Origin of the sequence: Methanosarcina mazei S-6 (assembly GCF_000970205.1) — an archaeon.
In the GTDB taxonomy this organism is placed as follows: Archaea; Halobacteriota; Methanosarcinia; order Methanosarcinales; family Methanosarcinaceae; genus Methanosarcina; species Methanosarcina mazei.
Genome location: NZ_CP009512.1, coordinates 3,686,195 through 3,712,188, shown reverse-complemented (window position 1 = coordinate 3,712,188; position 25,994 = coordinate 3,686,195). Strand labels below are relative to the sequence as shown.

Genomic DNA, 25,994 nt, shown 5'->3' with positions numbered 1-25,994 from the left:
AAGCAATTATATAATTTTGCGAATAAAATATTTTCCAACCTTTAATTATATACTAATTTTATTATGAGTTCTAATTGCAGGCCTCAATTCAATATTAAAAATTGCTTTAAGAATGAGAGGCGGTTAAGGCAATAATAACCCTGTTACAAAAATTAAAGCCTATTTATTCTTTTTTCCTGTTTTTTTAAACTTTATAAATGATTCTGTTTTTATTGCGGTTCTAAAAGCATACACAACTTACTGGACAACTTCTAAATTGGCAGCTGTTGAATAAAATCAAATGTTATTTTTATATAAAAACTTATAAATTATATAGGTGATAACCGCAAACAGATACTATCTACCTGGAAAATAGATAACCGGGTTCTGTTGCTGGCTGCGATAGACAGGGTGAACCCTTCAAGATCGGGGAAGATATGAAATGAAAGAGAACCTGAAAAATTCTGGCATAGATATAAAACGTGTTGAGGAAACTCCGGACCAGAGTGAACAGTATTTCAGGCAGAAGCTGGAGGACAGTCTTTCACCTTCTCAGAAGGTAGAGGACCTTGAGCTGACTGAAATTATCAATGTCCATGCTATTGAGCCTTTAATGGACAATTTCTACAAACTCACTAACATTCCCATAGGCTTAAACGATCTTAAAGGAAATGTTCTGATAGGCGTTGGCTGGCAGGATATCTGCACCAGGTTTCACAGGGTTCACCCTGAGACATGCAAGCACTGCATAGCAAGTGACATCATGCTATCTTCGGGAGTTTCTCCAGGGAAGTTTAAGATGTACAGGTGCAGGAACAATATGTGGGACATAGTGACCCCGATTATGGTAGGCGGTCATCATATAGGCAATATCTTTTCAGGGCAGTTCTTTTTTGAGGATGAACCTCTGGACTACGGACTTTTCCGGTCTCAAGCCAGAAAATATGGCTTTAATGAAGAGGAATATATAGCAGCTCTTGATAAAGTGCCGCGCCTGAGCAGAGAGGCTGTGAATACAGGCATGGCTTTCCTTATGGGGTTTGCCAACATGCTTTCCGAGCTGAGTTACAGCAACATCAGGCTTTCCATGGCGTTGATGGAACGCAATAACCTGGTAAATGAACTGCAGAAAAACAGGGAAGACCTGGACCGCGCCCAGGCAGTTGGAAATATCGGAAGCTGGCGTCTTGATGTGCGTAAAAATGAATTGATATGGTCTGACGAAACCCACCGTATTTTCGACATACCAAAAGGAACTCCTCTGACATATGAGTTTTTTCTTTCAACTGTCTATTCGGACGACAGGGAATATGTCGATAGGAAATGGAAGGAGGGGCTGGGAGGGAAACCATATGACATCGAACACAGAATTGTAGTAGGTAATAAAATTAAGTGGGTACGTGAAAAAGCATATCTTGAGTTTGACAGAAACGGAGGGGTAACCGGCGGTTTCGGTATCACACAGGACATCACCGAACGCAAAAAAGTTGAAGAAGCTCTTAGGATCTCAAATATTTATAACCGGAGTTTGATTGAAGCCAGTCCTGATCCGCTTGTCACTATCGGCCAGGACGGGAAGATAACTGATGTTAATAATTCCACTGAAACTGTTACCGGCTATTCAAGGGACGAACTCATAGGCACGGACTTCTCAGACTATTTTACTGAGCCTGAAAGAGCCAAAAAAGGTTATCAGCATGTATTTTTGAAAGGGTTTGTAAAGGATTATCCTCTTGAGATCCAGCATAAAGACGGACGTGTAACCCAGGTTCTGTATAATGCTTCAGTTTACAGGGACGAGTCCGGAGAGGTTATAGGGGTCTTTGCTGCTGCGCGTGATGTTACGGAACTTAAAAAAGCAGAGGATGCCCTGAAGAAAGCACATGATAATTTAGAAAAACTGGTTGAAGAGAGGACTGTCCAGCTTGAGAGTGCTTATGAATCATTGAAGGAAAATGAGATAAGTCTCTCTGAAGCTCAAAAAATGGCACATATTGGAAACTGGGACTGGGACCTTGTAACCGGCAAAGTGCACTGGTCTGATGAACTTTTCAACATTTTCGGGCGTGACCCTCAAAAAAGCGCTGCAAATTATGAAGAGCTTTTGAATTACATTCACCCGGATGACCGGGATTTTGTGGATGGCATTATCCGGAATAGTTTTACCGGGAAACGCTATGGAATTGATTACAGGATCATAAGGGATAACGGGGAAGAACGCACAGTCCATGCAGAAAAAGAACTCATTTTTGACCGGAATAATACCCCTGTTAGGTCCAAGGGAATCATCCAGGATATCACGGAGAGAAAGAAAGCTGAAGAAGCCCTGGAAAAAATACAGGAAACCCATATAAAAGAAATCCATCACAGAATCAAGAATAACCTGCAGGTAATCTCTTCCCTCTTAAGTCTTGAATCTGAAAAATTCAGTGATGCAAAAATCCTTGAATCTTTCCGGGAAAGCCAGAACCGGGTAGCTTCAATGGCTCTGATTCACGAAGAGCTCTATAAAGGAAACGAACTGGACACCCTCGACTTTGCAGATTATATCCAGAATCTGACTTCAGACCTGTTTGACTTATATAGCCTCAGGAACAGCGGTGTCAGCCTGAAGCTTGACCTTGAGAAGATCCATCTTGATATTGATACGGCAATTCCTCTTGGCATTATCGTTAACGAACTGGTATCAAATTCATTAAAACACGCTTTCCCTTCCGGAGAAGCAGGTGAAATTCACATAAGTTTCTGCAAAAAAGAGAGATTTTCAAACTATGATATTTCATCGGGTCCCTGCTTTTATGAAAAAGACAGCTTCCATTACATACTTGCCGTAGAAGATAACGGAAGAGGTATTCCCGAAGAGATAGATTTTACAAATTCAGATTCTCTCGGGCTCCAGCTTGTAAATATTCTTGTTGAACAGGTAGGCGGCTGTATAGATCTCAAAAGGGTTCACGGGACAAAATTCACTATCTGGTTCAGGAAATAAAGAACTAACGAAAAAAGGAAATTTGATTTGCTGAGATTTTAATTTCGGAATCCTGTTGAATTCCCAAATCTAGCAATAAATTCTTCCAGATCCGTTTATACCGAGTTTTATATTACCTTTTTATTATGTTTGTGATGAACTACAATACAGTAACGGACTACAATATAGTAACGAGTTACAAATATAGTGACGAGTTACAATATATGACGAGCTACAACATCTTTTCTTATTGCGCCTGTGACGAGCTGGAGTTTGATCCAGTGCAAACTCTTTATATAATTCAAGCATGTTATCTACAAGTTACTGAATTATAAGTGACTGGATTACATCACAGGTCGGAATTTCATGAAGAACTTTAATAAGATTTGTTCGACGGCAGACTGGAACGATCCGGAATTATTAGAGATGATGCGGGACATTCTTCATCCCGGAACTGGAGAGGATGTCAAGCTCAAAAACCGCCATCGGAAACATTGGGAATGGGCTATTGGAATGCTCTCACTGAAAAAGACAGGCAAGCTGGATAGTGGCTCAGTTATCCTGGGGATAGGTAGCGGCAGCGAAGCACCTGTTTTTTATCTGACAAACCATGCAAAATATGTTTTCTGCACTGATCTGTATACGATAACTTCAGGGAGGTGGAAGGAAGCAGATTCGAGCATGTTAACGGGTCCTGAGCATTTTTCTCCAGGTAAGTTTAACCGCAGAAGGCTCGGGGTACAGGTTATGAGCGGCACTGACATTAATTTTGAAGACAATACTTTCGATGCCGTATTCAGCTACTCTTCGATTGAACACTTCGGAGGAAAAGAGGCAGCTGTGAAGTGTATGAAAGAGATTGAAAGAGTGTTAAAACCCGGCGGAATCGCCAGTATTGCAACTGAAATTTACGCAGGAAATGAACTGGAAAAACTTTACAGGTCTCGCGAAAAGTATGGCAGGTTTCCCAATCATCTCCTTCGACGTTACAAAATATTTTCCGAAATGTTCACCTGTGAAGAACTGGAAAAATATCTCCTGACATCTACGAATATGAAGCCTTTGTTTCCTGTCAATTTCAGCACAGATACGGATGATCTGAAAGGTGCTATAAAATATCCTGTGACCAGAGATCATAACACACATATTTTTCTCGACATGAAGGGCATACTCTGGGGGTCCATACATATCGCTCTGATTAAACGGTAAGCATAAATTACAAAGAATAATAATCTGTTATTACAAGGAATAATAATATCATTAATAATAACAATAATAATACTCTGTTTGCTTAATCATTATTCTCTGACCTGTTATCTATGTAAGCTAATAAAATTGTAAGAATATAAGTTCTAAAAGCCAGAAGCGTATTATAAACTCTAAAAGCCTCTCTGAATTCCGTTTTCCTTATTATTTGGATAGAACTTAAACGCTCAAGCAAAAAAAGGATTAAAATTTTTTATCTTCATCACTAATCTCACGAATAACCCTGCAGGGATTCCCAAAAGCAACAACGTCGGAAGGAATATCTTTTGTCACAATACTCCCGGCGCCTATGACAGCATTATCCCCTATAGTTACTCCGGGAAGTACAGAAACATTGCCGCCTATCCATACATTGCTGCCGACTTTTACTGGATAAGCGTATTCCAGTCCTGCATTGCGACGTTCTACATCAAGCGGATGCCCGGCTGTGTAGAAGCTGCAGTTTGGAGCGATCATCACATTATCCCCAAAAACAACCTTTGCTCCGTCGAGGATGATGCAGTTGTGATTTGCATAGAAATTGCTGCCTATTTCGATGTTGTAACCGTAGTCGCATATAAATGGCGGCTCAATAAGAAAAGAACCTCCGGTCTTGCCAAAGAGTTTCTGAATTAAAGCTGTCCTTTCCTCAATTTTTGCTGGATGAAGCTGATTATACTCGTAGCAAATTGCTTTGCAATAAGCCCGTTGAGAGATCAGCTCTTCATCATAGTATGCATTGTATAATAAGCCCTGAGCTGCTTTTTCTTTTTCAGTCATTTCAACCATAGTTGTTCCCTCCTTTGTAAAATGATAATCCTGTTTATTTAATTCTTCTTTAAGAAGATCTTCGTTAAGAAGAGTAAGAGTTATACTGTGGAATACTGTGGACTTAAAACTACACATCCCTTAGAAAAATCCTGCCTCAAAGCAAGATAGAAACATTGGAAAAGAAGCTCAGTACATTCTTTGAGTCCGAAAATAAGGGGAATCAAAACAAAACCGAAAAATGGCCTCGCTGAGATTAGAACTCAGGAACTCCGCCGTGTGAGGGCGGGGAGTAAGCGGTAAAAGCGGTAAAAGCGGTAAAAGCGGTAAAGCACTGTGTCTTACGAGCCGGATATGCAGTCCTTTCTTTCTCTGTGGATGAGGAAGCAAACCATAAGAACTCTGACGAACAACGGGTAATGCTCTTCACGATATCCGGGGTGAACATAAAGACAAATTCAAAGAATGGCTGCTCAATAAAAAAGACGTAAAAGCTGCTCAATAAAAAAGCCATAAAAGAATGTTAAGCTGGAGATCGGATAAAGGTGATGTGTAATCGATGAGCTGTGCAACCCAATCTCCAGTATAGCCTCAAGGATCGTACCTTTTTATCTGGAAATAAATATTTACATTATTTTTCCAAAGATCATTGAGGATATTTTTATCAGTACGTAAGCTATTGGCAATGATGCCAGGAACACGTACAGGAAAAATCCAAGCGAGCTCAGACATCTCATTATCCGAACTTCAACGCTGTTTCCCCCGTGAATTACAGCACCATCATAACCTATTGCGCTGTCAAACTGCCTGAAATATACCTCATTCTGTTTCATATATTCCACCTACTGTTTTTCTCCCCACTGTAAAGTTCTTTTTGATTGCACTTTGTTTGATAGTAAGTACAAACACTTTCTATAAATAGTTATCTCATTGAGCTAATATTAGTTAAATAGTATTTCAGAGATATTGATGGTATCATATTAGTCAGATAGAGTGAAAAGCCGGAAAAACAGGTGATATTGGCTCATTTGTGTATTATTTTCTGGTCTTTTCCATAACATCTGACGAGAAATTTTTCAAAAATTATTTTTAATGTTTTAATTAATAACCTTTGTCAGTTTCTTCTTTAATCTTCAGCTTTTATTGAGTCATTCCTTCAGGTTTAAGAGAAAATGTATACCTGTCTATGTAATTGCTCTTGAAGAAGAAGCTTAAATTCTAACTTAAAGTTTCACAACCGGACGCAAAATCCTTCCCCTAAAATCCTTCCTCGAAAATCCTTCCTCGAAAATCCTTCCTTGAAAATCTTTCCTCGGAAATCCTTCCTTGAAAATCCTTCCTTGAAAATCTTTCCTCGAAGCAATAGCCAAATCATTAGAAAATGAAGTCTTTAAAATCCCGGCTCTTTGAATCTTGAATATAGAATAATCAATCGAGCTACAGATGATGAAAATAGTTCTGAAACTTTTACCGATGTAGGAAAAATAGGTTCTGGAATAAGCTCTCAAATAATATTTCTGAAAAATGTTTGCTTTTTTATAGGAATTGCGTATTTGAAATGATTTCAATTTATTGTCATTATTAATATGATTATATTCCCGCTTCATAAAGCCATAATTGGAATCATTTAAATACAACTACTTTTGATAAAAACAGATTTAGGGACAGCGATGCCAGTCTATGAAAATACAAAGTTAATCCTTGAAAAGATTGGAAGCACAACACTGGTTTGTGTTACCAAGACGATTGAACCTGAAAGGATAAACGAAGCCATTCGAGCCGGAGCCACTATCATTGGAGAGAACCGGGTTCAGGAGTACGAGGATAAACGTGATGATATACTGCCCTGTGAGACACACCTTATAGGCCATCTGCAGGCAAATAAAGTCAAAAAAGCCGTACATCTATTTGATGTTATCCAATCAGTTGACTCTCTGAAGTTGATAAAGAATATCGACATGAGAGCCAGGGATGTTGACAAAGTACAGAGAGTCTATCTTCAGGTTAACATCGGCAACGAGCCACAAAAATACGGATTCCACCCTGATGAGATAAAAAACGCAATAAAAGAGATCCGCTTTTTAAGGAATGTCCGTGTGGAAGGCCTCATGTGCATCCCTCCTTTTGTACCCCCAGAACAAACCCGTTCCTATTTCAGGAAGATGAAGGCCCTTTTTGATGAAATGAAAAAGGAGAACCGGGACAATATCGATATCAGGACACTATCCATGGGCATGTCAAGTGACTACAGGATTGCCATCGAGGAAGGAGCCACGATGGTACGTGTGGGTTCTGCCATATTCGGGAAGAGGAAGTACTGAAAGTGCTGGTTTGTGGAAAAAACCCATCACTCAAAAAAGGCGAAGAAGAGTGAAATGTATGATGGGCTCGCTGAGATTCAAACTCAGGAGCTTCGCCGTGTGAAGGCTGGAGAATAAACAACGCAAGCACCGTGTTTTACGAGCCAAATTCGACAAATCTAGTTTTCATAAGAGTTCTCATATTCATTTTCATTCTCACAAGTATATATTCTCTATTACTGGTTTCTTAAAAAAGTGTGCGTTTATTTACCAATATACTATGACTATCGGATCTATGCCAAAATTTAGTATACTACACCTAAATATCTATTTTTATGACTCTGAAGTTGTATAGTTCTTCTTCTATATACATGTTTGAATGCGTTAAGGTAACATACTCCTATATATGTTCTCTCTCCAAATCATCAAACAATCAAAGGATTAAGAGTAATATAGGCATGAAATAAGTAAAAAAAATCATATATTTTCACACTTTCCTGAAATAATTTATATAGGATTAATAATAAGTTTATGGAGTTCAGAAGTACTTTCCAGGTCACCTGAACTCCATAACAGACGCCTAAGAGGCATGGTTATGTTAGCTTTGCGTGTATTTAACGCTTAGCTTGGCTTACCTGATTCTGCCTCTTGGGAAATAAAATAAATAGGTAACAAGAGGTAAAGAATGAAGATCCAGATCAAAGGAATTAGGATTGCTTCGCTGTTTATGGCGATGTTGCTGGCAGGCATGTTAATTATGCCGGTTGCAAGTGCACACTTCCTGGGCTATAGTGCCGTAGATGGGATGGAAATTCGCTATGGCAGAAGTACGCAATATACCACAGCTCAAAGCCATTCATTTAGTAAATGGAATGACCTTGGTAAAGTCAACATTGCACCAGATACTACCTGGACGGTTGAAGATCTCACTTATGGTGATTATTATAATTCGGGTGATATGGCGGCTGGGTGGTACAATCATTATCCACTTGTCAGAGATACAATTAGATTTAACGAATATATAATGAGCCAGTACACAGCTAACCAAAAGAAACACGTTGCTTTACATGAACTGGGCCATGCATTAGGCCTTGATCATAGTTATTCTCCTAATGTGATGTATGCGGATTATTCTGGCAGAACAGAATTAGGAACACATGACATACAGGATTACAATACACTATATCCTTAACGAAGGTGGTAACATATGTTGAGCAAAATTAAAATGGTTTTTGCGTTTTTTGTATTGGCGGGTTTGGTTGGTGCTGGTTTTTGGCTCACTCAAACAAATGAACATGAAGGTGGGACTGAATTCGCATACAGTGAGGCTTTATATTCATTTAATGTTACCGACGACAGGGAATTAGTTGGTATTGCGCATAATGTGTTCGTTGGTAAGGTTATTGCCCAAACAGGTACTACAACAGATCCATATCTACAAACACAGTTCAGCGTTGAGGTTTTGGAAAACATAAAAGGAAATCTTACTGGGACAGTTACGGTGAATCAAAAGGGAGGATACGAAAATATAGAGGGAAAGCAATATTTAATTATTACAAAAGACGACAAACTACTAGAGCCAGATGAAACTTATTTGTTTGTCACGAGGGTTAGTGATTTCGGAGGGCACCTTCTTGTACCTGTTTATGGAGATCTTTTAATTAAAGATCAAACTGATCGTCAAGCTAAGATGGAAAGGTTTAAAAGAGCGTTCGCACAAGAAATCCCTTCCCGTTATGATAAAACAATACAAAATGAGGCATCACAAGAACAATCATAATTTACTTTTAAAGCAACGAATGTGCACTGCACTTCTCGTTGCTTTTTATGATAATCTCATCCATCCTACTTTCCGCCGATGGTTGACTGATGCCATCTTTGAGCTGACTTACAAATAATGAAATCATTTGAAGATAAAACTGGGTGGCATATTTTATGCTTTTTTGATATCACAATAATAGGAGGCACTGGTGCCATAGGGACAGCCTTTAAACTGTCCTTTTAGAAATTCTTATTCCATATATATTATAAAATTTATATATATGTCACAGGGCCTTTCTTAAATTATCCTTTAAACATTTTACGCAGATGCCGTCCACATGTCCATGTAAAAGTTGAATTATATTCTTTTTGTCGTCGGTTAACAAATTTTTATGCACAATCTCGAATACTGCGTGTAGCGATTTTCCAACAGAATCCTCTTAGATATTGCATAAAATATAGCATTTTTTTAACGTTTTGTTCCTTAGTGGATCCAAATGAGATATGATTATATTTGCAAACTTTAAAAGAAATGCAATTTTACATGAAGCACGATTATAAGTGCTCCATTTATATTTAGTTAGTCTTATGTTCTAGAAGAGATATAATATTCGATAATGGAAAAAAAGAGGGGCAAAGCCAAAGTTCGCTGATGTTTCTTGTCCTAACAATGATTGTAAACTTTATGGTGTTACTGGAAAAGAAAACATCATAGGTAATGGCACCTATCAAATCAAGAATAAGCGAGTTCGAAAATAGAAACAAAAAATGTGGGCCCGCTGAGATTCGAACTCAGGACCTCCGCCGTGTGAAGGCGACGTCATAACCGTCTAGACCACGAGCCCATGAAATTAAATCGAAAACTAATATGGGTTAAGCAACCATAAAATAGAACTTCTTATGTATAAGCTTATCGCTTGCAGACTTATTTTGGGCTTGGCCGGACCTGTTCTGCAGTTCTTTTTGTATTTTTCCGGCAGGCGTTTTTCGGTTTGTGCCTGGAATTCCCAGACCTGTTCCGGGAAATTTCATTCAGGCGATAAAGTAAAAAACTAATAAAGTAATAGTGATTATAACTATAGAAATAATTTAATTGTTGGATTATATGATAGAAATCCTTAAAATCCTGTTCACCATGCCGTTTTTACTCTACGGATGCTACACCGACCTGAAGGAGCGCAGAGTTTCAAATAAAGTATGGAAATACATGCTTGCATCGGGTTCTGTATTTGTAATCTATGAAGTTTTTACCGGGGGGCTCCCTTACGTTAAATCTCTGATTCTTTCAAGCGTTATTGTTTTTATTTCAATTTACATCCTTTTTCAGCTTGGAGCCTTCGGGGGAGGGGACGCAAAAGGGCTGATAGTGCTTTCCATTCTGTTTCCTCTCTATCCGGTATTTCTGTTCTCGGGGAAAGTCTATCCCCTGCTCGGGCTGCCTCCTATAGGGCTTTTTACCTTCACGGTGCTGGAAAACGCTCTTCTTATAACTGTCCTTGTGCCACTCGGGATGTTTTTTTACAACCTTCTGCACTTCTCGCCTCAAATGCTCAAAAATCCCCTTTACATGTTCATAGGGTACAGGACTGAAGTTTTCTCTCTGAAAAATAAGGAGCATCTGGGCCTGCTTGAAAAATTCGAGCTTGATGAAAACGGGGCTGTCACCAGGAAATTTGCACGGTCCGGACTTGATTTTGATGCAAACCGGAAGCCTGAACTTGAGGAATACGTAAAAAAAGGTCTGATTGAAAAAGATATCTGGGTTACTCCGGGACTGCCTTTCATGCTCTCAATCACGGCAGGCTTCATAACCGCAGTCATTTTCGGAGATTTAATCTTTTATGCTGTCTTTAATCTCATCGGAAGCTAACCGGAAATCTTCTCCATTTCCTTATTTCTTATTTATTTCCTTATTTCTATCCATTTCCTTTTATTTAATCCACTTCCTTATATCCTATCCCATTCCCTTTACATTTTTTATCTTTTCTGCACGACGAGCAGCCCGTAGAGAATGGTTTCTGCGATCGGGGGGTTGTCAGGAGATCCCTTTGCAATCCTTTCTTCAGGATAGCCGAGGTTTTCGCAAGTATAAAGCTCGGCTTCTATCCCGAGCTCTTTAAGGATTTTTGCAACCTCAAGGGAGCCGAAATTCTCTTCCGGCAGCAGGAAGATGTTTCTTCCGTTCCTTAATTCCTGGATCAATTCTGCTTTTGCAGGTTCAAAATCCCTTCCGTGGGCTGTTATTGCACAGAGGTTAGTAAGGTTCACTTTCGTGCGGGCACAGGCTGCCTGCATTGAAGAAATTCCCGGAATTACAGTATCGTTTTCTCCTGCGAATTTCCCTAAACCGGAAAACATGGGGTCTCCAGTAGACAGGATGACTGCATCTGCGGGCAGGAGGTGGAGAGACTTGTAATCTTTAATCGTTTTTGCTTCGCAGGTGATGTATTCCTGTGCAAGTTCAATCGCCCTTTTTGCACCGTAAACCGCCGAAGCCTTTTTTATTGCCCTTATTCCTTCTTCCGTAAGCATGCCGGGTCCGACCCCAACTCCTACTACTATCATGGCTTTTTCTCCTTTACCTGCCTTGTATTTTAACATTTAGCATTAACTTTCACTTTTACTGTCCATAAGGACGGACCCGTCCCTGTCAATTACAACGATTCTTGCACCTTTTCCTTTCTCGACTGCCATTTCAAAAGCTTCTTTCAGGCGCTCGTGTTGCGGAGCCTTTTCAAGCATCTCAACAACGGTCGCATACCCGCTGCCCTCAAGCATCTCAGGGTTTCCCCATTTAAGGACAAGGCCTGGCAGCCCGCAAATAATGATGTCGCCTGATGCATAATCGAGACCTTCCGAGATCCTGCTCCCTACCATAACAACCGTATATTCAGGGAAAAGCATGTGAGAATACCGCATTCCTATCCTGCCTGTGGTCAGAACAACTTTGTCCGTGCAGCGTATCAGGTCTCCTCTCGTTTCTCCTAGGTGGTCATTCCAGGGTTCAACAAAACCTGTGCTTCCGAGGACAGAAATTCCGCCTTCGACTCCTATCCTGCTGTTCAGGGTTTCTTTTCCTATCCGTTCTCCCTCAGGAATTGAAATCGTAACTTCGGCTCCCTGCAGGCCCAGTTCCTCTACAGCTTCTTTTACTGCTGCTCTTATCTGTTCCATGGGTTTCGGATTTATAGCTGGCTTTCCTTTCGGGACCTGGAGGCCGTCTCTTCTTACGACTCCTATGCCTTTTCCTCCGAGGACGTGAATCCCCTCGGCTTCCCTGGCTTCTCCAACAAATTCAAGCCCACGTGTAATATCGGATTCATGGTCGTTAAGGATCTTCTTTACAACTGCTCGCCCGGGGGAAGACTCACTGACTTCAAGGTGGGCTCTCAGTCCGACAGGGGTGGGAACGGATACGCTGTCAATCTTTTTCTTAAGGGAAAGGACAGCTGCTTTTGCAGCAGCGCTGGCAGTGGTTCCTGTGGTGTATCCTCTTTTAAGTACTGAACCGTCGCTCAGGACCACGACCATACCGGATGCCACGTTTTTTTCAAGCTCTTCCCTGGGCAGCCCTGTAAGGGCAATCCATTCTTCAGGGATCTTGAAATTGTTAACAGGATCTATCATGGAAGAATACTCGGAGGTTTTTTATTATAAATGTATTGACCTGAAAAACCGGATAAGAATTAGAAGAAAGAAGTTCGACTGAGACAACTTATTCCCGAAAATGCATGTATTGTGCAAAATAACACAAAAATAATACATAAATAATACGACAATTAGAATAATTTAAAGTATCTTTTAAAATAATATGGGGACCTATAAAATAATTATAATATCTCATAACATATTTACAGAGTGTTATAAACTCATCACATAATGATTGCAGAAAAATCACAGAAACTGATGGAAAAACACACATAATAGAAAAGAGCGGCATCATTCCAGGAATGGAGTTTTTCGTTTTTTCTGGAAGTTGGGGTATTCTCTTGGGGGTTTGAATGGGGGTGACCATTCTTTGTTGGGTTTGGGGGTTGGGGTGTGAAAAATAGCCTTATGGAATGATGCCTGTGGTGTCAGTACTGGTCTGACACTTACCTACATCTCAGTTATATTATATAAAACTATAGGAAATAAAGATATATTTTAAGTGGAAACTCTTTCGATTTCGTCTTAAACCATATCTGATATCCTTTCTATATATTTCATCGAAAAGTTACGTTTTTCATATCATAATTTCTTTGCTGAGCTATCAGCTTTTTCCGGATTTTCTCAAGATCTTCTTTATTCAGTTAACGCTGTTTAAAGAGTTCTGGCAAACATCCTGTCAAGTTGACTTTTCGTAATGGTTATGACAGTTGGTCTCCCATGCGGGCAGGAGTACGGGGCTTCAGCCGTTTTGAGCTGCTCTATCAAATCTTCCATTTGCTCTGGGGTGCAGGCTGCCCCACCTTTAATTGCTGCCCTGCAGGCAAATGTCTTGCTCACTTTTTCCGATATTCCTGTTTCTTTTTTGACCTTTCCTTCAGCCAGCAGGTCAGCTATAACATCATGAATTACATCGGTATTCTCGAGACGTCCGAAAACCTCGGGTACAAAGGTAACCACATAGGTATTATCCCCGAATTCCGAAATTCCAAACCCGTATTCCTCAAGGTAGGGTATGTATTCCTCCATGAGAACCTTTTCTTTCGGGGTAAGTTCTATCATCACCGGCGTAATCAGCTCCTGCACCCTTGATTTTTTACTTCTCAGGACCTGCTCGTAAAGGATGCGCTCGTGGGCTGCGTGCTGGTCAATAATCACAAGGTCTTCACCTTTTTCAGCAAGAATATACATCCTGGAAACCTGGCCTATAACCCGCAGATCTTCAAGAAGGTCAGTATTTGCTTTTTGCTTCGGCTTCCGGGTTTGACTTTTTTCTTCTATTTTTTCTTCTATTTTTTCTTCTATTTTTTCTTCTATTTTTTCTTCTGCTTTTTTACTTTCCGGCTGTATCTCTGATGGTAGCTTTTTTTCTTCCGTTTTCCCTTCTTTATTCTCTACAGCCTTCTTCTCCTCACCCTCTCCTGAAAACTCAAGGAGGCGCTCGGATTTCTTCAGCCTCCTCTCCGTATCCTTTACAGGATAGGTATAAGCACCGGGCTTATCTCTCAGGACTCTATTCCCGCCTTCCAGAACCTTTTTTTCCTCTGAAACCGTTAAAACGCCAGGCTCGCTTTCTATTTCTTTTCCGGCTGTTTTTCCGGTTACCTCTGCGTTTTCTCTCTCAGGAACTACTTTGCTGGTATCCGGTATCTGAATTTTTGGTGATTCCGGGGAATCAAAGGTTTTCTGTAACCTTTTTGCTTCTTTTCCCCTTATCTCAGGGGCCAGGCCATGTTCCGAAAGTACCTTTTCAACCGCACTGATTACAGCGTCCCCTACCTCCTTTTCGCGGCTGAAACGGACTTCAGCTTTGCGCGGATGGACGTTTACATCCACTTCTCCCGGATCGAGGGTAAGGGCGAGCACAGCTACAGGATAACGGCCTTTGGGCATTTTTGTGTAATACCCTTCGCGGACAGCTTTATTGATCGTGCTTGAGGTTACAGGGCGGGTATTTACAAAAAGAAAGAGCTGGTCGCTATCTCCCCTGTTAAGTTCGGGCTTTGAGACATAGCCCCTGATATCAAATTCTTCTGTCCCGTAATTAAGAGGAAGCATCGAGCGTGCGGTATCGGGTCCCAGAAGGTTTACCATACTGTTAAAAAGGTCACTTGACCCCGTATTCCTAAGAACTGGCTTTCCTTCGTTAAGCAGGGTAAAGGAAATCCCCGGATTTGCCAGCGCAAGTCTCATGACGGTATCAGTGATATGGGCAAGTTCCGTACGGTCGGTTTTCAGGTACTTGCGCCTTGCAGGTGTATTATAGAAGAGGTCTTTTACATGTACTGACGTCCCCGGAGCCGTGCCCGCATCAGAAATTTCCTCTACATTTCCTCCATGGATTACAACTTTTGTGCCTGCAATCTCTTCCGGAGGGCGTGTAAGGATTTCCACCTTTGCAATGGCGGTTATGGAGGCAAGAGCTTCTCCCCTGAAACCCATTGTAGAAATTTTATCCAGGTCTTCTATCTTTGTGAGTTTGCTTGTTGCATGTTTTTTATATGCAAGGAGGGCATCGGCTCTGCTCATGCCACAGCCATTGTCCCTGATAAGGATGGAACGTTTTCCTCCCTTCTCGACTTCGATTCGGATTTCTGTTGCTCCGGCATCTATTGAGTTATCCACAAGTTCCTTTACAACGGATGCCGGTCGTTCTATTACTTCTCCGGCTGCAATCTTATTTATCGTGTCCTTATCAAGAATCCGGATTTTATTTCCCTGCATATCCATCTTCTTTTCCATCTCTTCTTCAAGCTTTTTTTCAGCTTGCTTTCCTGTTTTCTCTTCCGGTATATCTTCAACCTGCTCTTTCATCTGTCCTTCCAAATTTTATTCTATCTAATTTTTTATTTCATCCTAATTTTTTATACCTATTTCTCTTATTTCAACCGGTTTTTTCTATCTATTTCTTTTATTTCAACCGTTTTTCTCTATCTATTTCTTTCAACCAAGCAGCTTTTTCAGCTCATGAAGTTTATTCATGGCTTCTATCGGGGTCATTTCATCCACATTCATCTTTTTCAGGGCTGCTTCTACAGGGCTTAATCCTCTTTTTACTTCCGAATTCCCGCTTCTGCTCCCGGGGTCAAAAAGGAGCATCTGAGTATAACGGGTGGTCGCTTTGCCTTTTCTTTTTTTCCCGTTTTCACAGTCTTCGGATTCTTCGAGTACGCTTTCCCTTTCGAGTTCCCTGAGGATCTCATTTGCCCTTTCGATTACCCTTTCCGGGACTCCGGCAAGCCTTGCAACATGTATCCCGTAACTCCTGTCGGTTGCCCCCGGCACGATTTTCCTCAGAAAAACCAGCTCGTGTCCTTCTTCTTTTACTGCAATATGATAATTTTTTACCCTTTTTAATTTCTCTTCAAGTGATGTGAGCTGATGGTAATGGGTCGCAAAAAGAGCCCTTATGCCTACCTTTCCCCTGTTGTGCAGGAACTCAACAACCGCTTTTGCAATGCTGTACCCGTCATAGGTGCTCGTTCCCCTGCCTATTTCGTCAAGCAGCACAAGGCTTTTCGGGCTTGCATTGTTCAGGATATTTGCCAGTTCCACCATCTCAACCATAAAAGTGCTCTGTCCGCTTGCAAGGTCGTCAAAAGCCCCTATCCTTGTAAAAACCTGGTCGATGACACCTATGGAAGCATAGGAAGCCGGGACAAAAGAGCCTGCCTGAGCCATAATTGCAATAAGGGCTGTCTGGCGCATATAGGTTGATTTCCCTGCCATATTGGGGCCTGTAACCAGCAAAAACTGGTTCTCCTTGCAGTCCATTTCCGTATCATTCGGGACAAAACCTCCGGATACCGTACTTTCGACTACTGGATGCCTGCCGTCCCGGATAAGAATCTTGCAGTCTTCTGTGAGCTGAGGGCGTGTATAATTATTATTTTCCGCAACTTCGGCAAGGTCTGCAAGGACATCAAGTACGCCTATCCTTTCTGCTGTTTCCTGAAGCTCCTTTGAATGGGCTGAAAGGGTCTCTGTGATTTCTGTGAAAATTTCGTACTCAAGAGCCACGGCTTTATCGTTTGCTGTCAGGATCAGGCTTTCTTTTTCTTTAAGCTCAGGCGTAAAGAAACGCTCGGCATTTGCCATTGTCTGCTTTCTTATATAGTCATCAGGTACCTGGCTGCTGTTTGCATTGGTAACCTCGATATAATACCCGAAGACCTTATTGTATCCGATTTTCAGGGACTTGATCCCTGTCCTGTCCTTTTCTTTCTGCTGGAAGGCTGCAATCCACTGCTTGCTGTTACTTGAAATGTCTCTTAGCTCGTCAAGTTCCTCGCTGAACCCGGATTTTATCATCCCGCCTTCGCGGACGCTTACGGGAGGCTCTTCAACAATTGCATTTCCAATCATTTTGGCCAGTTCTTCAATTTCTGAAAATGATGCGAGACCTTCAGCAATCCCTTTTAACATCTCTGCTCCGGCTTTTTCCAGAAGGCAGTCCCGGATAGAGGGTACGGCATCAAGGGACTTTTTCAGGGCTACGAGGTCCCTTGCATTGGCGTTTCCGTACACTATTCTGCCTACGAGGCGTTCAATATCCCTTACCTCCGAAAGCCAGTCCCGAATATCATAGCGGAGCAGAGGGTTTCCTGCCAGCTCTTCTACTGCGTCCAGCCTGTGGTTTATCTGTTCTACGGAAAGGAGCGGCTTTAAGAGCCATTTTTTCAGAATTCTGCTCCCCATTGGCGTCTTTGTAAAGCTCAAAGTCCTGTAAAGGGAGTTATGGTCCCCTTCATCCCGCACGTTTTTCACGATTTCGAGGTTGCGGAGGGTGACAGAGTCGAGGACCATGAATTCGGTGTTTGAATAGGTCCTGAGGGTATTGATATGAGCAAGGTCTCTCATCTGGGTCGTTTTTGCATATTCAAGGGCAGACCATGCGGAATAGACTCCGAATTCCAGTTTTTCACAGCCCATGCCCTCGAGGGTTGAAACCCTGAAATGAATTTTCAGTTTTTCCCCGGCTTCTTCTATCCCAGAGATTTCCGGGGCAAATTCCTGGACTATTGTCTGTTCCCTTAACCTGTTAACAAGTACCGAATTCCCGTACAGGGTCGGGGGCAGGATGCATTCCGCAGGCTTCATTCGGGCAAGTTCGCTGAGTAATTTATCAAAGCTTCCGGAATCCATAAACTGGGTTGTAAGGAACTCCCCTGTTGAAATGTCGAGGAATGAGAGCCCGAATTCCATTTCCTTTTCTCCGCTTTTTCCGGACTTTCCGACTTCTTTCCCTGCAACTGCCATAAGGTAGTTATTTGACGCATCCGGGAACATGGATGAGTCTATTGCTGTCCCCGGGGTTACCACCCTGACAACGCCTCTCTTTACAACTCCTTTTGCCTGCTTCGGGTCTTCGAGCTGTTCACAGATGGCTACCTTGTATCCTTTGTTTATCAGCCTTGGAAGGTATGTATCAATGGCATGGTAAGGAATGCCTGCAAGAGGCATCCTCTCCCCTGACCTGTCCTTGCCCCTGGCTGTTAACGTGATTTCGAGCTCTTTTGCAATGGTTTTTGCGTCTTCTCCAAAGGATTCGTAAAAGTCTCCCATCCGGAAGAAGATAAGGGTGTCAGGGTATGCCTGCTTGGCTTCATAGTACTGGCGCATTGCAGGGGTCATCATTTCAGTCATTTTTTACTCACTGTAAACCTTGAATCTATAACTCTTGAATAACAGGCTTTGAATTCAAATCTTGAATAACAGGCTTTGAATAATATGCCTTTAATAACAAATGCTGAATTTCAGCATTTGAATCTGGAAAGCATTTACGTATCTGGAACGGGAGTGAACGGGAGTGAATGGGCAGATATCTATCCATACCAACCGACCTGGTTTTTCCGCATGTAAGTTTGAATAGAATTTGATGATATAAGTTGAGTTTCAGTTTGAATATTAGTTTGAATATTAGTTTGAATATTAAATGGGTATCTGTTTTAATATCAGTTAGAAATACTATGCCTTTATCTTGAATCATGCTTCTTATATATAATTTAACAATTCGGTATTGTAAGCCTTATCAAAGGAGGAAATTGCCCTGGACCACGAAAAGTTAGTTGAGGTCTGTCCTGTCTGTGGGAGTTCGGATATATACTATGAGGTTGGAGGGTATGCAGGTGCGGTCTACCACTGCAAGGAGTGTGGATATGTTGGAGCTTTTGTTATTGAGGCTAATGAGGAAATGATTGAGAAGATCAAAGAGAAGTATAAAAGGGAAAGAGAGAAAGAGGAAAATTGACTTTAATATATATTTTCTCTTATATATTGCTCTAATCCTTTAAAATCTTTAAGGAAACCCTGTCCTGGCTTCAGCTAACATATTCTCAACTATTCAATCCATTCAATCATATTTTTTAGTCTTCTCTTCCAGACTGCTTAAAAACGTAACTTTTTTAATTTGCAGGCTCCCTGAAGCAAATCTTTAATTTCCCAGGTAGCGCAGAAACCTTCTTTCTCCCGATCAGGAAAGGGAAATAATTATTGATAAGGAAAATAACAGGTATCAGGAAGATAAGGTTCAGTACTGTCAGACTTAGAGCAAAGGCGGTATTGTAATAGAAATACTCAAGCTCGACTCCGAAACCGAGAATTGCCAGTTTAGTCAGGATATCCTTTACAGGGAAGTGAAGGGCGAGTACGATCAGGCTGTTTCTCCCGTAATATTCCAGTAATCCGGAACTATTAATTTTTTTGAAAAGATAAACAAAGGCAAAGATACCTGAGAAAGCAAGCAGGTAATAAGAATAAAAGTTCCCGTATTTCAGTACATTCATATTTACCTTGTCTGAGGTGGGGAACTCCAGCAGGTAAGCTAAATAAAGCAGATTCAAAAAGATAAAGATCCCAGGTAAAAATTTCTCCACCCTGATGAAGCTGTTCCTTATTTTCAAATCCAACTCTCTGGCTGAACCTGAGTCCATTTCCTTACCTGATTTTGGCTCTGTTGCCGGTTCTGCAAGTTTTTCAGGTCCGGTATATTTTCTGAATAGATTTCCGGCTCCGTAAAATACAACTGCAGAGAGGGCAACATCAGCATTCCAGGGAAGCCTGAAAGGCACGTGAACTGAATAAAGATACCCCAGCACCCCGGCGGCAGTAAGCCAGAATACAATCTTTCCCGGCTTTCCGTAATAGTTTTTTGCAAGCCCGTAAAAGAGGATCTCTGTCACGAAAAGGCAGGTCAGAAACCAGAGAGGCGGATTATAGGACACAAGGGGACCCAGTGCATATACGATGGAATAGATCCCATAAAGAGCGCTGTTCCGGAAAAACTCAATGTTTGTGACTCCTGGCTGGAATGCAGTATCCAGCAAAAAGTAAAACAGACAGGTCAGTACAGCAAAAGAAAAGTAAGGCACAATAAGAGATCTGAACCTCCATTTGACAAAATTTCCAGCCGATTCAGCATATTTTCCGAAATTAAACAGAAACCCGGAAATGAAAAAGAAAAGCGGCATGTGAAATGAAAATATATAGGTATCAAGCGCTATCGGCAAACTGTGATGCGCAAACACCACAAGCATAATCCCGATTCCTTTCAATGCATCAATCCAGTGAAGTCTCATACTAACCCGACATGTAAACAGCGTTTACATTATAAAAATGGTTTGCTATCTTTTCTCAGGTTGTGGTGCCTCTGTATATTAAGAGGGATTTTTATCATGAAATGAAAATATGTAGGTGTCAAACGTAGAGGAATCTGAGAGTTCTGAACCTGGATTTTTCATTTTTTTCTTTCCTTTTTTGGAAAAAAAGGTGATTGAAGCCTTAAAAAATCTAAAACGATTAAATAAGCTGAAAAACAGAATTTCTTCATAAAAAAGGCAATTGTAAAAACGCTGAATATAAAATCACTGAAATCATGTAAAAACACTGATCATGAAAGCACCGGGTCATATAAAAAAGCCTGATCAAAATGTGATTCTGGTGGGGCCGTTGAGATTCGAACTCAAGTCGCAAGACCCCCAGTCTTGCAGGATGGACCAAGCTACCCTACGGCCCCGCAGAGCAGATCTATTTCTTCGATGGCAAAGGGTTTTCCTTGCTCGCCATCAACCAACTATTGTAATTAAACATGTAGTATAAATGCGTATCGGTAGAGAATAGCCAGCATCTTTTCTTTATTCTTTTTCGATTGCAGTCCCTGTTTCTTTTTCGTACGGCTTTTACGGGATTTCCGGTTACGGTTTCTGGATGCCGGGCTCAGACGGATTGTTCAGTATGCTTTTTGCTCTCAGGACCCTCTGGATCATGGTGATATGTGAAAATACCGCTATCAGGACAAGCGCCCAGCCGAGGAATCCTGTAAGGGCTCCGAAAGCCAGGATAAGCATCCTTTCCGTGCGTTCGGCAATTCCTACAGATAACTTCCTGCAGCCTGCGGACTCTGCGCGGGCGCGTGTGTAGCTTACGAGAAAAGAACCGATAAGGGCATAGCCTGACCAGAGCCAGCCTTCAATCCCCATGATAGGGAGAACCGTAAGCTTCCCGTTTATTGCTCCTGCCATTATCCCGAGAAACATGAGCCCGTCTGAGTAACGGTCGCATACCGAGTCAAGCACGCCTCCGAAAGGGGTGATCCTTCCTTTTGCTCTTGCGACTCCTCCGTCAAGGACATCGAAAACTCCGCTGAGGAGGATAAGGAGACCACCCTCAAAGGGTTTGCCAAGGACAAATGCAGCTCCGGCAGCCACACTTACCGCAAAGCCGAGCAGGGTAAGGGTGTTCGGGGAGAGAGGTATTGAACGGGCTAATGGAATTACCAGTTTTCTCGCACTGTTTTTTAAATCATCAAATATTTCAATCCCTTCCTTTATCTGGATATTGATACTGCATCTATGGATATAGTCTTATCTTCTTTTGAAAGATCTCCGATTTCAGGTTTCCAGCTTTCATAGAGAGCCCCCCATACTTTTTAAAGGAGGCTTTTCCGGTTCAATGACCTGCAGGGGTAGAATTCTTCAGAAAGAGGTTTTAAGGATCGATATGAGAATAAAGTCGCATGAGTTTAAAATGATATGGAGTTAAAATATGAATATAGTAGAAGAACACAGGGAAAAATGTACGAGATGCGGGCAGTGTCTCGAGGTCTGCTCCCGGTATGAAGACCTTGGTGTGCTTGACCGGCTTTACGGGTATCTTGATGGATCATCAAATATCGATTCCGAGTCCCTGCTGCGCTGCCTTACATGCGGGCTCTGCATTTCTGCCTGCCCTGAAAACCTCGGGATCAAGCCTCTGATATCTCCTTCCCGACAGAAATGGATAAATGAAAACGGCCTTTCTGAGAGGCAGACCATGGTGGATCCCGAGTCTGAGAATAACCTATTCAAAAAAATTTCTGAAATGGATGAGATCCCGGAGTATATAGACAGGCCCGGATCGGTGGTATATTTTCCGGGCTGCGCTGGCACCTATATCAACAAAGTAATGGCTCAGGCTTCTGTGGCTCTTCTGGAAAAAGCCGGGGTTGATTATACTGTCCTGAGCGGTCTTGAATACTGCTGCGGGGCTGTATCCGCAGGTGCAGGAGACCAGGGCCCTATCTGCAAGCATGGGCAGAAAAATATTGACGAAATCAGGAAAAGAGGGGCAAAAGTCCTTATCACTGCCTGCCCCGGGTGTTTCAAAGCTTTTAAAGATATTTATCCACGCATGTTTGGAAAACTGGACTTTGAAGTTCTGCAGGTCTCTCAGTACCTTGACCGGCTTTTAAAAGAAGGCAGGCTTACTCCGGAAAACGCTCTTAAATTCCGGGTTTTTTACCATGACCCATGCCACCTGACAAGAGGGATGGGAGTCTACACGGAAGCAAGGGATGTGCTTGAAAAGATTCCGGGGACAGGGCTGGCAAATAAAACTCCGGAAGGTTCGGCTTGCTGTGGCTTCGGGGGAGGAGTAAGGGTAAATTATCCTTCAGAATCTATTTCCGTAGCTTCTGACAGGTTCCGGGCTGCTGAAAAACTGGGCTGCGACGCGATTATAACAAACTGCGGCGGCTGTATGCAGAACCTTGCCGAAGCCGGAAAAAATGAGAAAATAAAGATCTTTGATCTTGCTGAGTATCTTGCCCTTGCTTGCGGAATAAAAATAGAAAGAGAAGACCGGAGAATGATAGAGCTTGTAAACAGGGCTTACAATTTATGTGTTCCGGGATACAAAGAACCGGACCTTTCATAAATATGGGGTCCTAACCTCTTTTTGCCCTTACATGAAATCTTTATCCTTTTTTACCTTTCTTTTGTTTTTTGCATTCCGCTCCACGAATTTCAAATTATCGTATTCTATTTATCGTATTCTATTAACTATTTACTGGATTTTCTTTAATATAATTTTAATGTTGTTTGCTTTCCTTGATTTCCTGTTTTTTAGATTGCTTTTTTTCTTTCCCCTGTAGAGATCCTGCTTAATGTCTTTCCCGGTAAAAAATCTCATATATAATATTTTCGTTTTTTTCCTGTTTTTTATCCGGAATTTGTTCAGGCTCAGGAATGTATAAAAAATTGTGCCCATAAAAATTAATTATTGATCCTCAATATAATCCCCGGTTTGAAGTTTGAATAATAAACAGCTTCATGCGACTTAATTTATTCTCTTGCCTATTATGTGCCAAAAATTATATCTATTTCAGTCTCTTTAATCTCTTGAAATGATGTGGTTATTTTTTCTCTCACCATGTGCCTGTAAAAGGACATCTTTAGTATTTAGTATTTATATTTTTTCGTTTACCCTCTTCTTTTCTTCTCCATTTACTCTATTCAAAATATTTAAACCAAAAACTATTTATAGAACCCTCTGTTTTCTGTCGTCTTTTTTAACAAAATATTTATACCAGTAAAGCGCAGTTTAATCTGGAGACATCTGTGAAGATGAGTTAACAGACGGGATTTAAAATGGCACCAAAATGTTCCCTCTGCTAAATTCTCATGAACCCCAGTAAGCAATCATGAAGAATTCATGATTTTGCAGTTTTGCTTGTGGTGATCCTGGCTTCCCACCCTGACATCATAAGTTACTTTTCGTGCATCTCATGACTCGAAGAGCGTGAGCTAGCATCCCAATCATCATGATTATTCGTGATAGTTGGTAGAAGTCTCCAATGTTTAAAAATTAGAATGGAGGATGCAATATTAGCAAAGAAGAACTGCTTCAGGAACTTGCAGATGCAGTAATCACCTGTAAGAAGGATGCGGTACTCGCTGCCGTTGAAAAGGCAAAAGGAGAATTAGACCCTTCCGAAATAATTGAAAACGGACTTGCAGCAGGCATGAATGAAGTTGGGGTCCGCTTTGAAAGAGGCAAACTTTTCTTACCCCACGTAATGATGGCTGCCGACGCGATGACTGCAGGAGTAAACGCCCTTAAAGATCTTATGCCTGAAGGCTCTGCGAGCTCAAAAATGGGTGTTATTGTCAACGGAACCGTAGAAGGCGATGTCCATGACATCGGTAAATCTATTGTGTCCACAATGCTCCAGTCAGCCGGTTTTGAAGTGCATGACATCGGTCGTGATGTCCCGATCAGGAACTTTATCGAGAAAGCAAAAGAAGTCAATGCTGACATGATTGGACTTTCTGCTCTTATGACCACAACCCTCCCCGGACAGAGAGATGTTATAGAACTTCTCAAAGAAGAAGGGCTGAGAGACAAAGTAAAGGTCATGATCGGCGGTGCACCCGCAACCCAGGCATGGGCTGACAAGATCGGGGCAGACTGTTATGCAGAAAACGCAAGTGAAGCCGTCACAAAGGCAAAAGAGCTTCTGGCTTAAATCATTCTTATTCGGAGGTTATAAAAATGGCAAAATGTAATGCAGTTGCAGGATTCAATGCACTTAACGGTGTAGAATTAAACCTTTTTACCACTGATGAACTCAAAGCAATTCACTATGCCACCATGGAAGTTCTGATGGACCCGGGTATCCAGGTCTCTGATCCCGAGGCAAGACAGATCTTCAAGGAAAATGGCTGTGAAGTTAACGAACAGACCAATGTCGTAAAAATTCCTGAATATCTTGTAAGAAGAGCTCTCCAGCTCGCTCCCTCCAGGTTTGTCCTCTGGGGACGCGACAAAAAATACAACACCGTCCAGGAATCCGGGGGCAAAGTTCACTGGACCTGCTTCGGTACCGGTGTTAAGATGTGCAAGTACCAGGACGGAAAATACGTAACTGTAGATTCCGTAGAACAGGACATTGCAGACATTGCAAAGCTCTGTGACTGGGCAGAAAATATCGACTACTTCTCCCTTCCGGTTTCCGCCAGGGATATTGCAGGTCAGGGTGCACAGGACGTCCACGAGACCTTCACCCCGCTTACAAACACTGCAAAGCACTTCCACCACATTGACCCTGTGGGTGAGAATGTCGAATACTACCGTGACATCGTGAATGCCTACTACGGCGGAGACGAAGAAGAAGCAAGGAAAAAACCAATCTTCTCCATGCTCCTCTGCCCGACCAGCCCGCTTGAACTCAGTGTCAATGCCTGCCAGGTCATTATCAAAGGTGCACGTTTCGGAATGCCTGTAAACGTCCTCAGTATGGCAATGTCAGGCGGTTCTTCTCCTGTATACCTCGCAGGGACCCTTGTAACTCACAACGCAGAAGTTCTCGCAGGTATCACCCTTGCCCAGCTTACTGTTCCAGGAGCCAAAGTCTGGTATGGAAGCTCAACAACAACCTTTGACCTGAAGAAGGGCACTGCTCCCGTTGGATCTCCCGAACTCGGCCTGATCAGCGCATCCGTCGCAAAACTCGCCCAGTTCTATGGCCTCCCCGCTTTCGTGGCAGGCACCTAGTCTGATGCAAAGATCCCGGACAACCAGGCAGGACACGAAAAGACAATGACCTGTCTCCTTCCAGCTCTTGCAGGTGCAAACACCCTGTACGGTGCCGGAATGCTTGAGCTCGGTATGACTTTCTCAATGGAACAGCTCGTTATTGACAACGATATCATCAAGATGACCAAAAAAGCCCTGCAGGGAGTCCCTGTTAATGAGGAAACCCTCGCAGTTGAGTCCATCCAGAAAGTAGGAATCGGAAACAACTTCCTTGCACTCAAACAGACCAGGCAGCTTGTGAACTACCCCTCTGACCCTATGCTCATTGACAGGCGCATGTTCGGAGACTGGGCAGCAGCCGGCTCAAAGGACCTTGCAGCCGCTGCACACGAAAAAGTTGTGGATGTCCTTAAAAACCACGTAGTTAAACCGATCGATGCAGACATCCTCAAGGACATGAAAGCTGTTGTGGACAAAGCTGACAAAGCTTTCAGAGGCATGTAATTATACCAGGTTATTCAGGAGATCTAAAA

16 protein-coding genes, 2 tRNA genes and 1 pseudogene are annotated in these 25,994 nt (G+C 42.0%); 9 read left to right on the top strand and 10 right to left on the bottom strand.

What is annotated here, in order from left to right:
- Positions 1-421: 421 nt before the first annotated feature.
- Both MSMAS_RS15970 and MSMAS_RS15965 read left to right on the top strand, forming a co-directional pair.
- Entirely contained in the window at positions 422-2,968 is a 2,547-nt protein-coding gene (locus MSMAS_RS15970; RefSeq protein WP_048046800.1) for a PocR ligand-binding domain-containing protein, read from the top strand.
- A 405-nt stretch (positions 2,969-3,373) separates the two neighbouring features.
- Positions 3,374-4,156, top strand: a complete 783-nt coding sequence (locus MSMAS_RS15965) for a class I SAM-dependent methyltransferase (RefSeq protein ID WP_155395389.1) — start codon at positions 3,374-3,376, stop codon at positions 4,154-4,156.
- 240 nt (positions 4,157-4,396) lie between these two features.
- Here the strand turns inward: MSMAS_RS15965 and MSMAS_RS15960 are convergent, their stop codons facing one another.
- Both MSMAS_RS15960 and MSMAS_RS15955 read right to left on the bottom strand, forming a co-directional pair.
- Positions 4,397-4,981 (bottom strand): sugar O-acetyltransferase, encoded by a 585-nt coding sequence (locus tag MSMAS_RS15960; RefSeq protein ID WP_214023877.1) that lies wholly within the window; start codon positions 4,979-4,981, stop codon positions 4,397-4,399.
- 605 nt (positions 4,982-5,586) lie between these two features.
- Positions 5,587-5,793: a hypothetical protein gene (locus tag MSMAS_RS15955; protein ID WP_015412002.1), complete on the bottom strand. Its 207-nt coding sequence runs from the start codon at positions 5,791-5,793 to the stop codon at positions 5,587-5,589.
- An 837-nt stretch (positions 5,794-6,630) separates the two neighbouring features.
- On the opposite strand from MSMAS_RS15955, the gene MSMAS_RS15945 reads away from it, so the two are divergent.
- The 3 genes from MSMAS_RS15945 (at position 6,631) to MSMAS_RS15935 (ending at position 9,040) form a co-directional block, all read left to right on the top strand.
- On the top strand, positions 6,631-7,281 hold the full coding sequence (locus MSMAS_RS15945) for a YggS family pyridoxal phosphate-dependent enzyme (protein WP_050035164.1): 651 nt from the start codon (positions 6,631-6,633) through the stop codon (positions 7,279-7,281).
- 664 nt (positions 7,282-7,945) lie between these two features.
- On the top strand, positions 7,946-8,452 hold the full coding sequence (locus MSMAS_RS17940; RefSeq protein WP_050035172.1) for a matrixin family metalloprotease: 507 nt from the start codon (positions 7,946-7,948) through the stop codon (positions 8,450-8,452).
- 15 nt (positions 8,453-8,467) lie between these two features.
- Positions 8,468-9,040 carry a hypothetical protein gene (locus MSMAS_RS15935; RefSeq protein WP_048036781.1) on the top strand — a complete coding sequence of 191 codons (573 nt, stop codon included), beginning with the start codon at positions 8,468-8,470 and terminating at the stop codon, positions 9,038-9,040.
- A gap of 752 nt (positions 9,041-9,792) precedes the next feature.
- On the opposite strand, the gene MSMAS_RS15930 is transcribed toward MSMAS_RS15935, so the two are convergent.
- Positions 9,793-9,866: transfer RNA gene (locus MSMAS_RS15930), tRNA-Val, on the bottom strand.
- Positions 9,867-10,126: 260 nt separating this feature from the next.
- On the opposite strand from MSMAS_RS15930, the gene MSMAS_RS15925 reads away from it, so the two are divergent.
- The gene (locus tag MSMAS_RS15925) at positions 10,127-10,891 is read left to right on the top strand and encodes an A24 family peptidase C-terminal domain-containing protein (protein WP_048036783.1); all 765 of its coding nucleotides are present in this window, start codon (positions 10,127-10,129) and stop codon (positions 10,889-10,891) included.
- Between the two features lie 107 nt (positions 10,892-10,998).
- Here MSMAS_RS15925 and MSMAS_RS15920 read toward each other — a convergent pair whose 3' ends face one another.
- The 7 genes from MSMAS_RS15920 to MSMAS_RS15885 all read right to left on the bottom strand — a co-directional run bounded on the left by MSMAS_RS15920 (position 10,999) and on the right by MSMAS_RS15885 (position 21,422).
- A complete protein-coding gene (locus MSMAS_RS15920; protein WP_011033622.1) occupies positions 10,999-11,586 on the bottom strand; it encodes a cobalt-precorrin-7 (C(5))-methyltransferase in 588 nt (195 codons plus the stop codon).
- A gap of 42 nt (positions 11,587-11,628) precedes the next feature.
- Positions 11,629-12,648 carry a cobalt-precorrin-5B (C(1))-methyltransferase gene (locus MSMAS_RS15915; protein WP_011033623.1) on the bottom strand — a complete coding sequence of 340 codons (1,020 nt, stop codon included), beginning with the start codon at positions 12,646-12,648 and terminating at the stop codon, positions 11,629-11,631.
- Positions 12,649-13,323: 675 nt separating this feature from the next.
- Positions 13,324-15,393 carry a DNA mismatch repair endonuclease MutL gene (gene mutL / locus MSMAS_RS15910; protein WP_048047029.1) on the bottom strand — a complete coding sequence of 690 codons (2,070 nt, stop codon included), beginning with the start codon at positions 15,391-15,393 and terminating at the stop codon, positions 13,324-13,326.
- A 219-nt stretch (positions 15,394-15,612) separates the two neighbouring features.
- Positions 15,613-18,315, bottom strand: coding sequence for a DNA mismatch repair protein MutS (gene mutS, locus MSMAS_RS15905; protein WP_048046799.1), 2,703 nt, complete (start codon positions 18,313-18,315; stop codon positions 15,613-15,615).
- A 758-nt stretch (positions 18,316-19,073) separates the two neighbouring features.
- Positions 19,074-20,246, bottom strand: a complete 1,173-nt coding sequence (locus MSMAS_RS15895; protein ID WP_011033626.1) for an acyltransferase family protein — start codon at positions 20,244-20,246, stop codon at positions 19,074-19,076.
- A 359-nt stretch (positions 20,247-20,605) separates the two neighbouring features.
- A tRNA-Pro gene (locus MSMAS_RS15890) sits at positions 20,606-20,683 on the bottom strand.
- 178 nt (positions 20,684-20,861) lie between these two features.
- Positions 20,862-21,422: a CDP-alcohol phosphatidyltransferase family protein gene (locus MSMAS_RS15885; RefSeq protein WP_080503045.1), complete on the bottom strand. Its 561-nt coding sequence runs from the start codon at positions 21,420-21,422 to the stop codon at positions 20,862-20,864.
- Positions 21,423-21,711: 289 nt separating this feature from the next.
- Here MSMAS_RS15885 and MSMAS_RS15880 point away from each other — a divergent pair, with 289 nt between their 5' ends.
- The 3 genes and pseudogenes from MSMAS_RS15880 (at position 21,712) to mttB (ending at position 25,965) form a co-directional block, all read left to right on the top strand.
- Positions 21,712-22,860, top strand: coding sequence for a (Fe-S)-binding protein (locus MSMAS_RS15880; RefSeq protein WP_011033628.1), 1,149 nt, complete (start codon positions 21,712-21,714; stop codon positions 22,858-22,860).
- A gap of 949 nt (positions 22,861-23,809) precedes the next feature.
- Positions 23,810-24,451 carry a dimethylamine corrinoid protein MtbC gene (mtbC, locus tag MSMAS_RS15870; RefSeq protein ID WP_048036790.1) on the top strand — a complete coding sequence of 214 codons (642 nt, stop codon included), beginning with the start codon at positions 23,810-23,812 and terminating at the stop codon, positions 24,449-24,451.
- 26 nt (positions 24,452-24,477) lie between these two features.
- Positions 24,478-25,965: pseudogene (gene mttB / locus MSMAS_RS15865) on the top strand ([trimethylamine--corrinoid protein] Co-methyltransferase).
- Positions 25,966-25,994 lie beyond the last annotated feature (29 nt).

Excerpts from the sequence above, each read along its gene's own strand:
- MSMAS_RS17940 (WP_050035172.1), top strand. The coding sequence starts at position 7,946 with ATGAAGATCCAGATCAAAGGAATTAGGATTGCTTCGCTGTTTATGGCG.
- MSMAS_RS15895 (WP_011033626.1), bottom strand. The coding sequence starts at position 20,246 with ATGAGACTTCACTGGATTGATGCATTGAAAGGAATCGGGATTATGCTT.
- MSMAS_RS15925 (WP_048036783.1), top strand. The coding sequence starts at position 10,127 with ATGATAGAAATCCTTAAAATCCTGTTCACCATGCCGTTTTTACTCTAC.
- mutL (WP_048047029.1), bottom strand. The coding sequence starts at position 15,393 with ATGCAGGGAAATAAAATCCGGATTCTTGATAAGGACACGATAAATAAG.
- MSMAS_RS15935 (WP_048036781.1), top strand. The coding sequence starts at position 8,468 with ATGTTGAGCAAAATTAAAATGGTTTTTGCGTTTTTTGTATTGGCGGGT.
- MSMAS_RS15915 (WP_011033623.1), bottom strand. The coding sequence starts at position 12,648 with ATGATAGATCCTGTTAACAATTTCAAGATCCCTGAAGAATGGATTGCC.
- MSMAS_RS15945 (WP_050035164.1), top strand. The coding sequence starts at position 6,631 with ATGCCAGTCTATGAAAATACAAAGTTAATCCTTGAAAAGATTGGAAGC.
- MSMAS_RS15970 (WP_048046800.1), top strand. The coding sequence starts at position 422 with ATGAAAGAGAACCTGAAAAATTCTGGCATAGATATAAAACGTGTTGAG.
- mutS (WP_048046799.1), bottom strand. The coding sequence starts at position 18,315 with ATGACTGAAATGATGACCCCTGCAATGCGCCAGTACTATGAAGCCAAG.
- MSMAS_RS15960 (WP_214023877.1), bottom strand. The coding sequence starts at position 4,981 with ATGGTTGAAATGACTGAAAAAGAAAAAGCAGCTCAGGGCTTATTATAC.
- MSMAS_RS15955 (WP_015412002.1), bottom strand. The coding sequence starts at position 5,793 with ATGAAACAGAATGAGGTATATTTCAGGCAGTTTGACAGCGCAATAGGT.
- MSMAS_RS15880 (WP_011033628.1), top strand. The coding sequence starts at position 21,712 with ATGAATATAGTAGAAGAACACAGGGAAAAATGTACGAGATGCGGGCAG.
- MSMAS_RS15920 (WP_011033622.1), bottom strand. The coding sequence starts at position 11,586 with ATGATAGTAGTAGGAGTTGGGGTCGGACCCGGCATGCTTACGGAAGAA.
- MSMAS_RS15965 (WP_155395389.1), top strand. The coding sequence starts at position 3,374 with ATGATGCGGGACATTCTTCATCCCGGAACTGGAGAGGATGTCAAGCTC.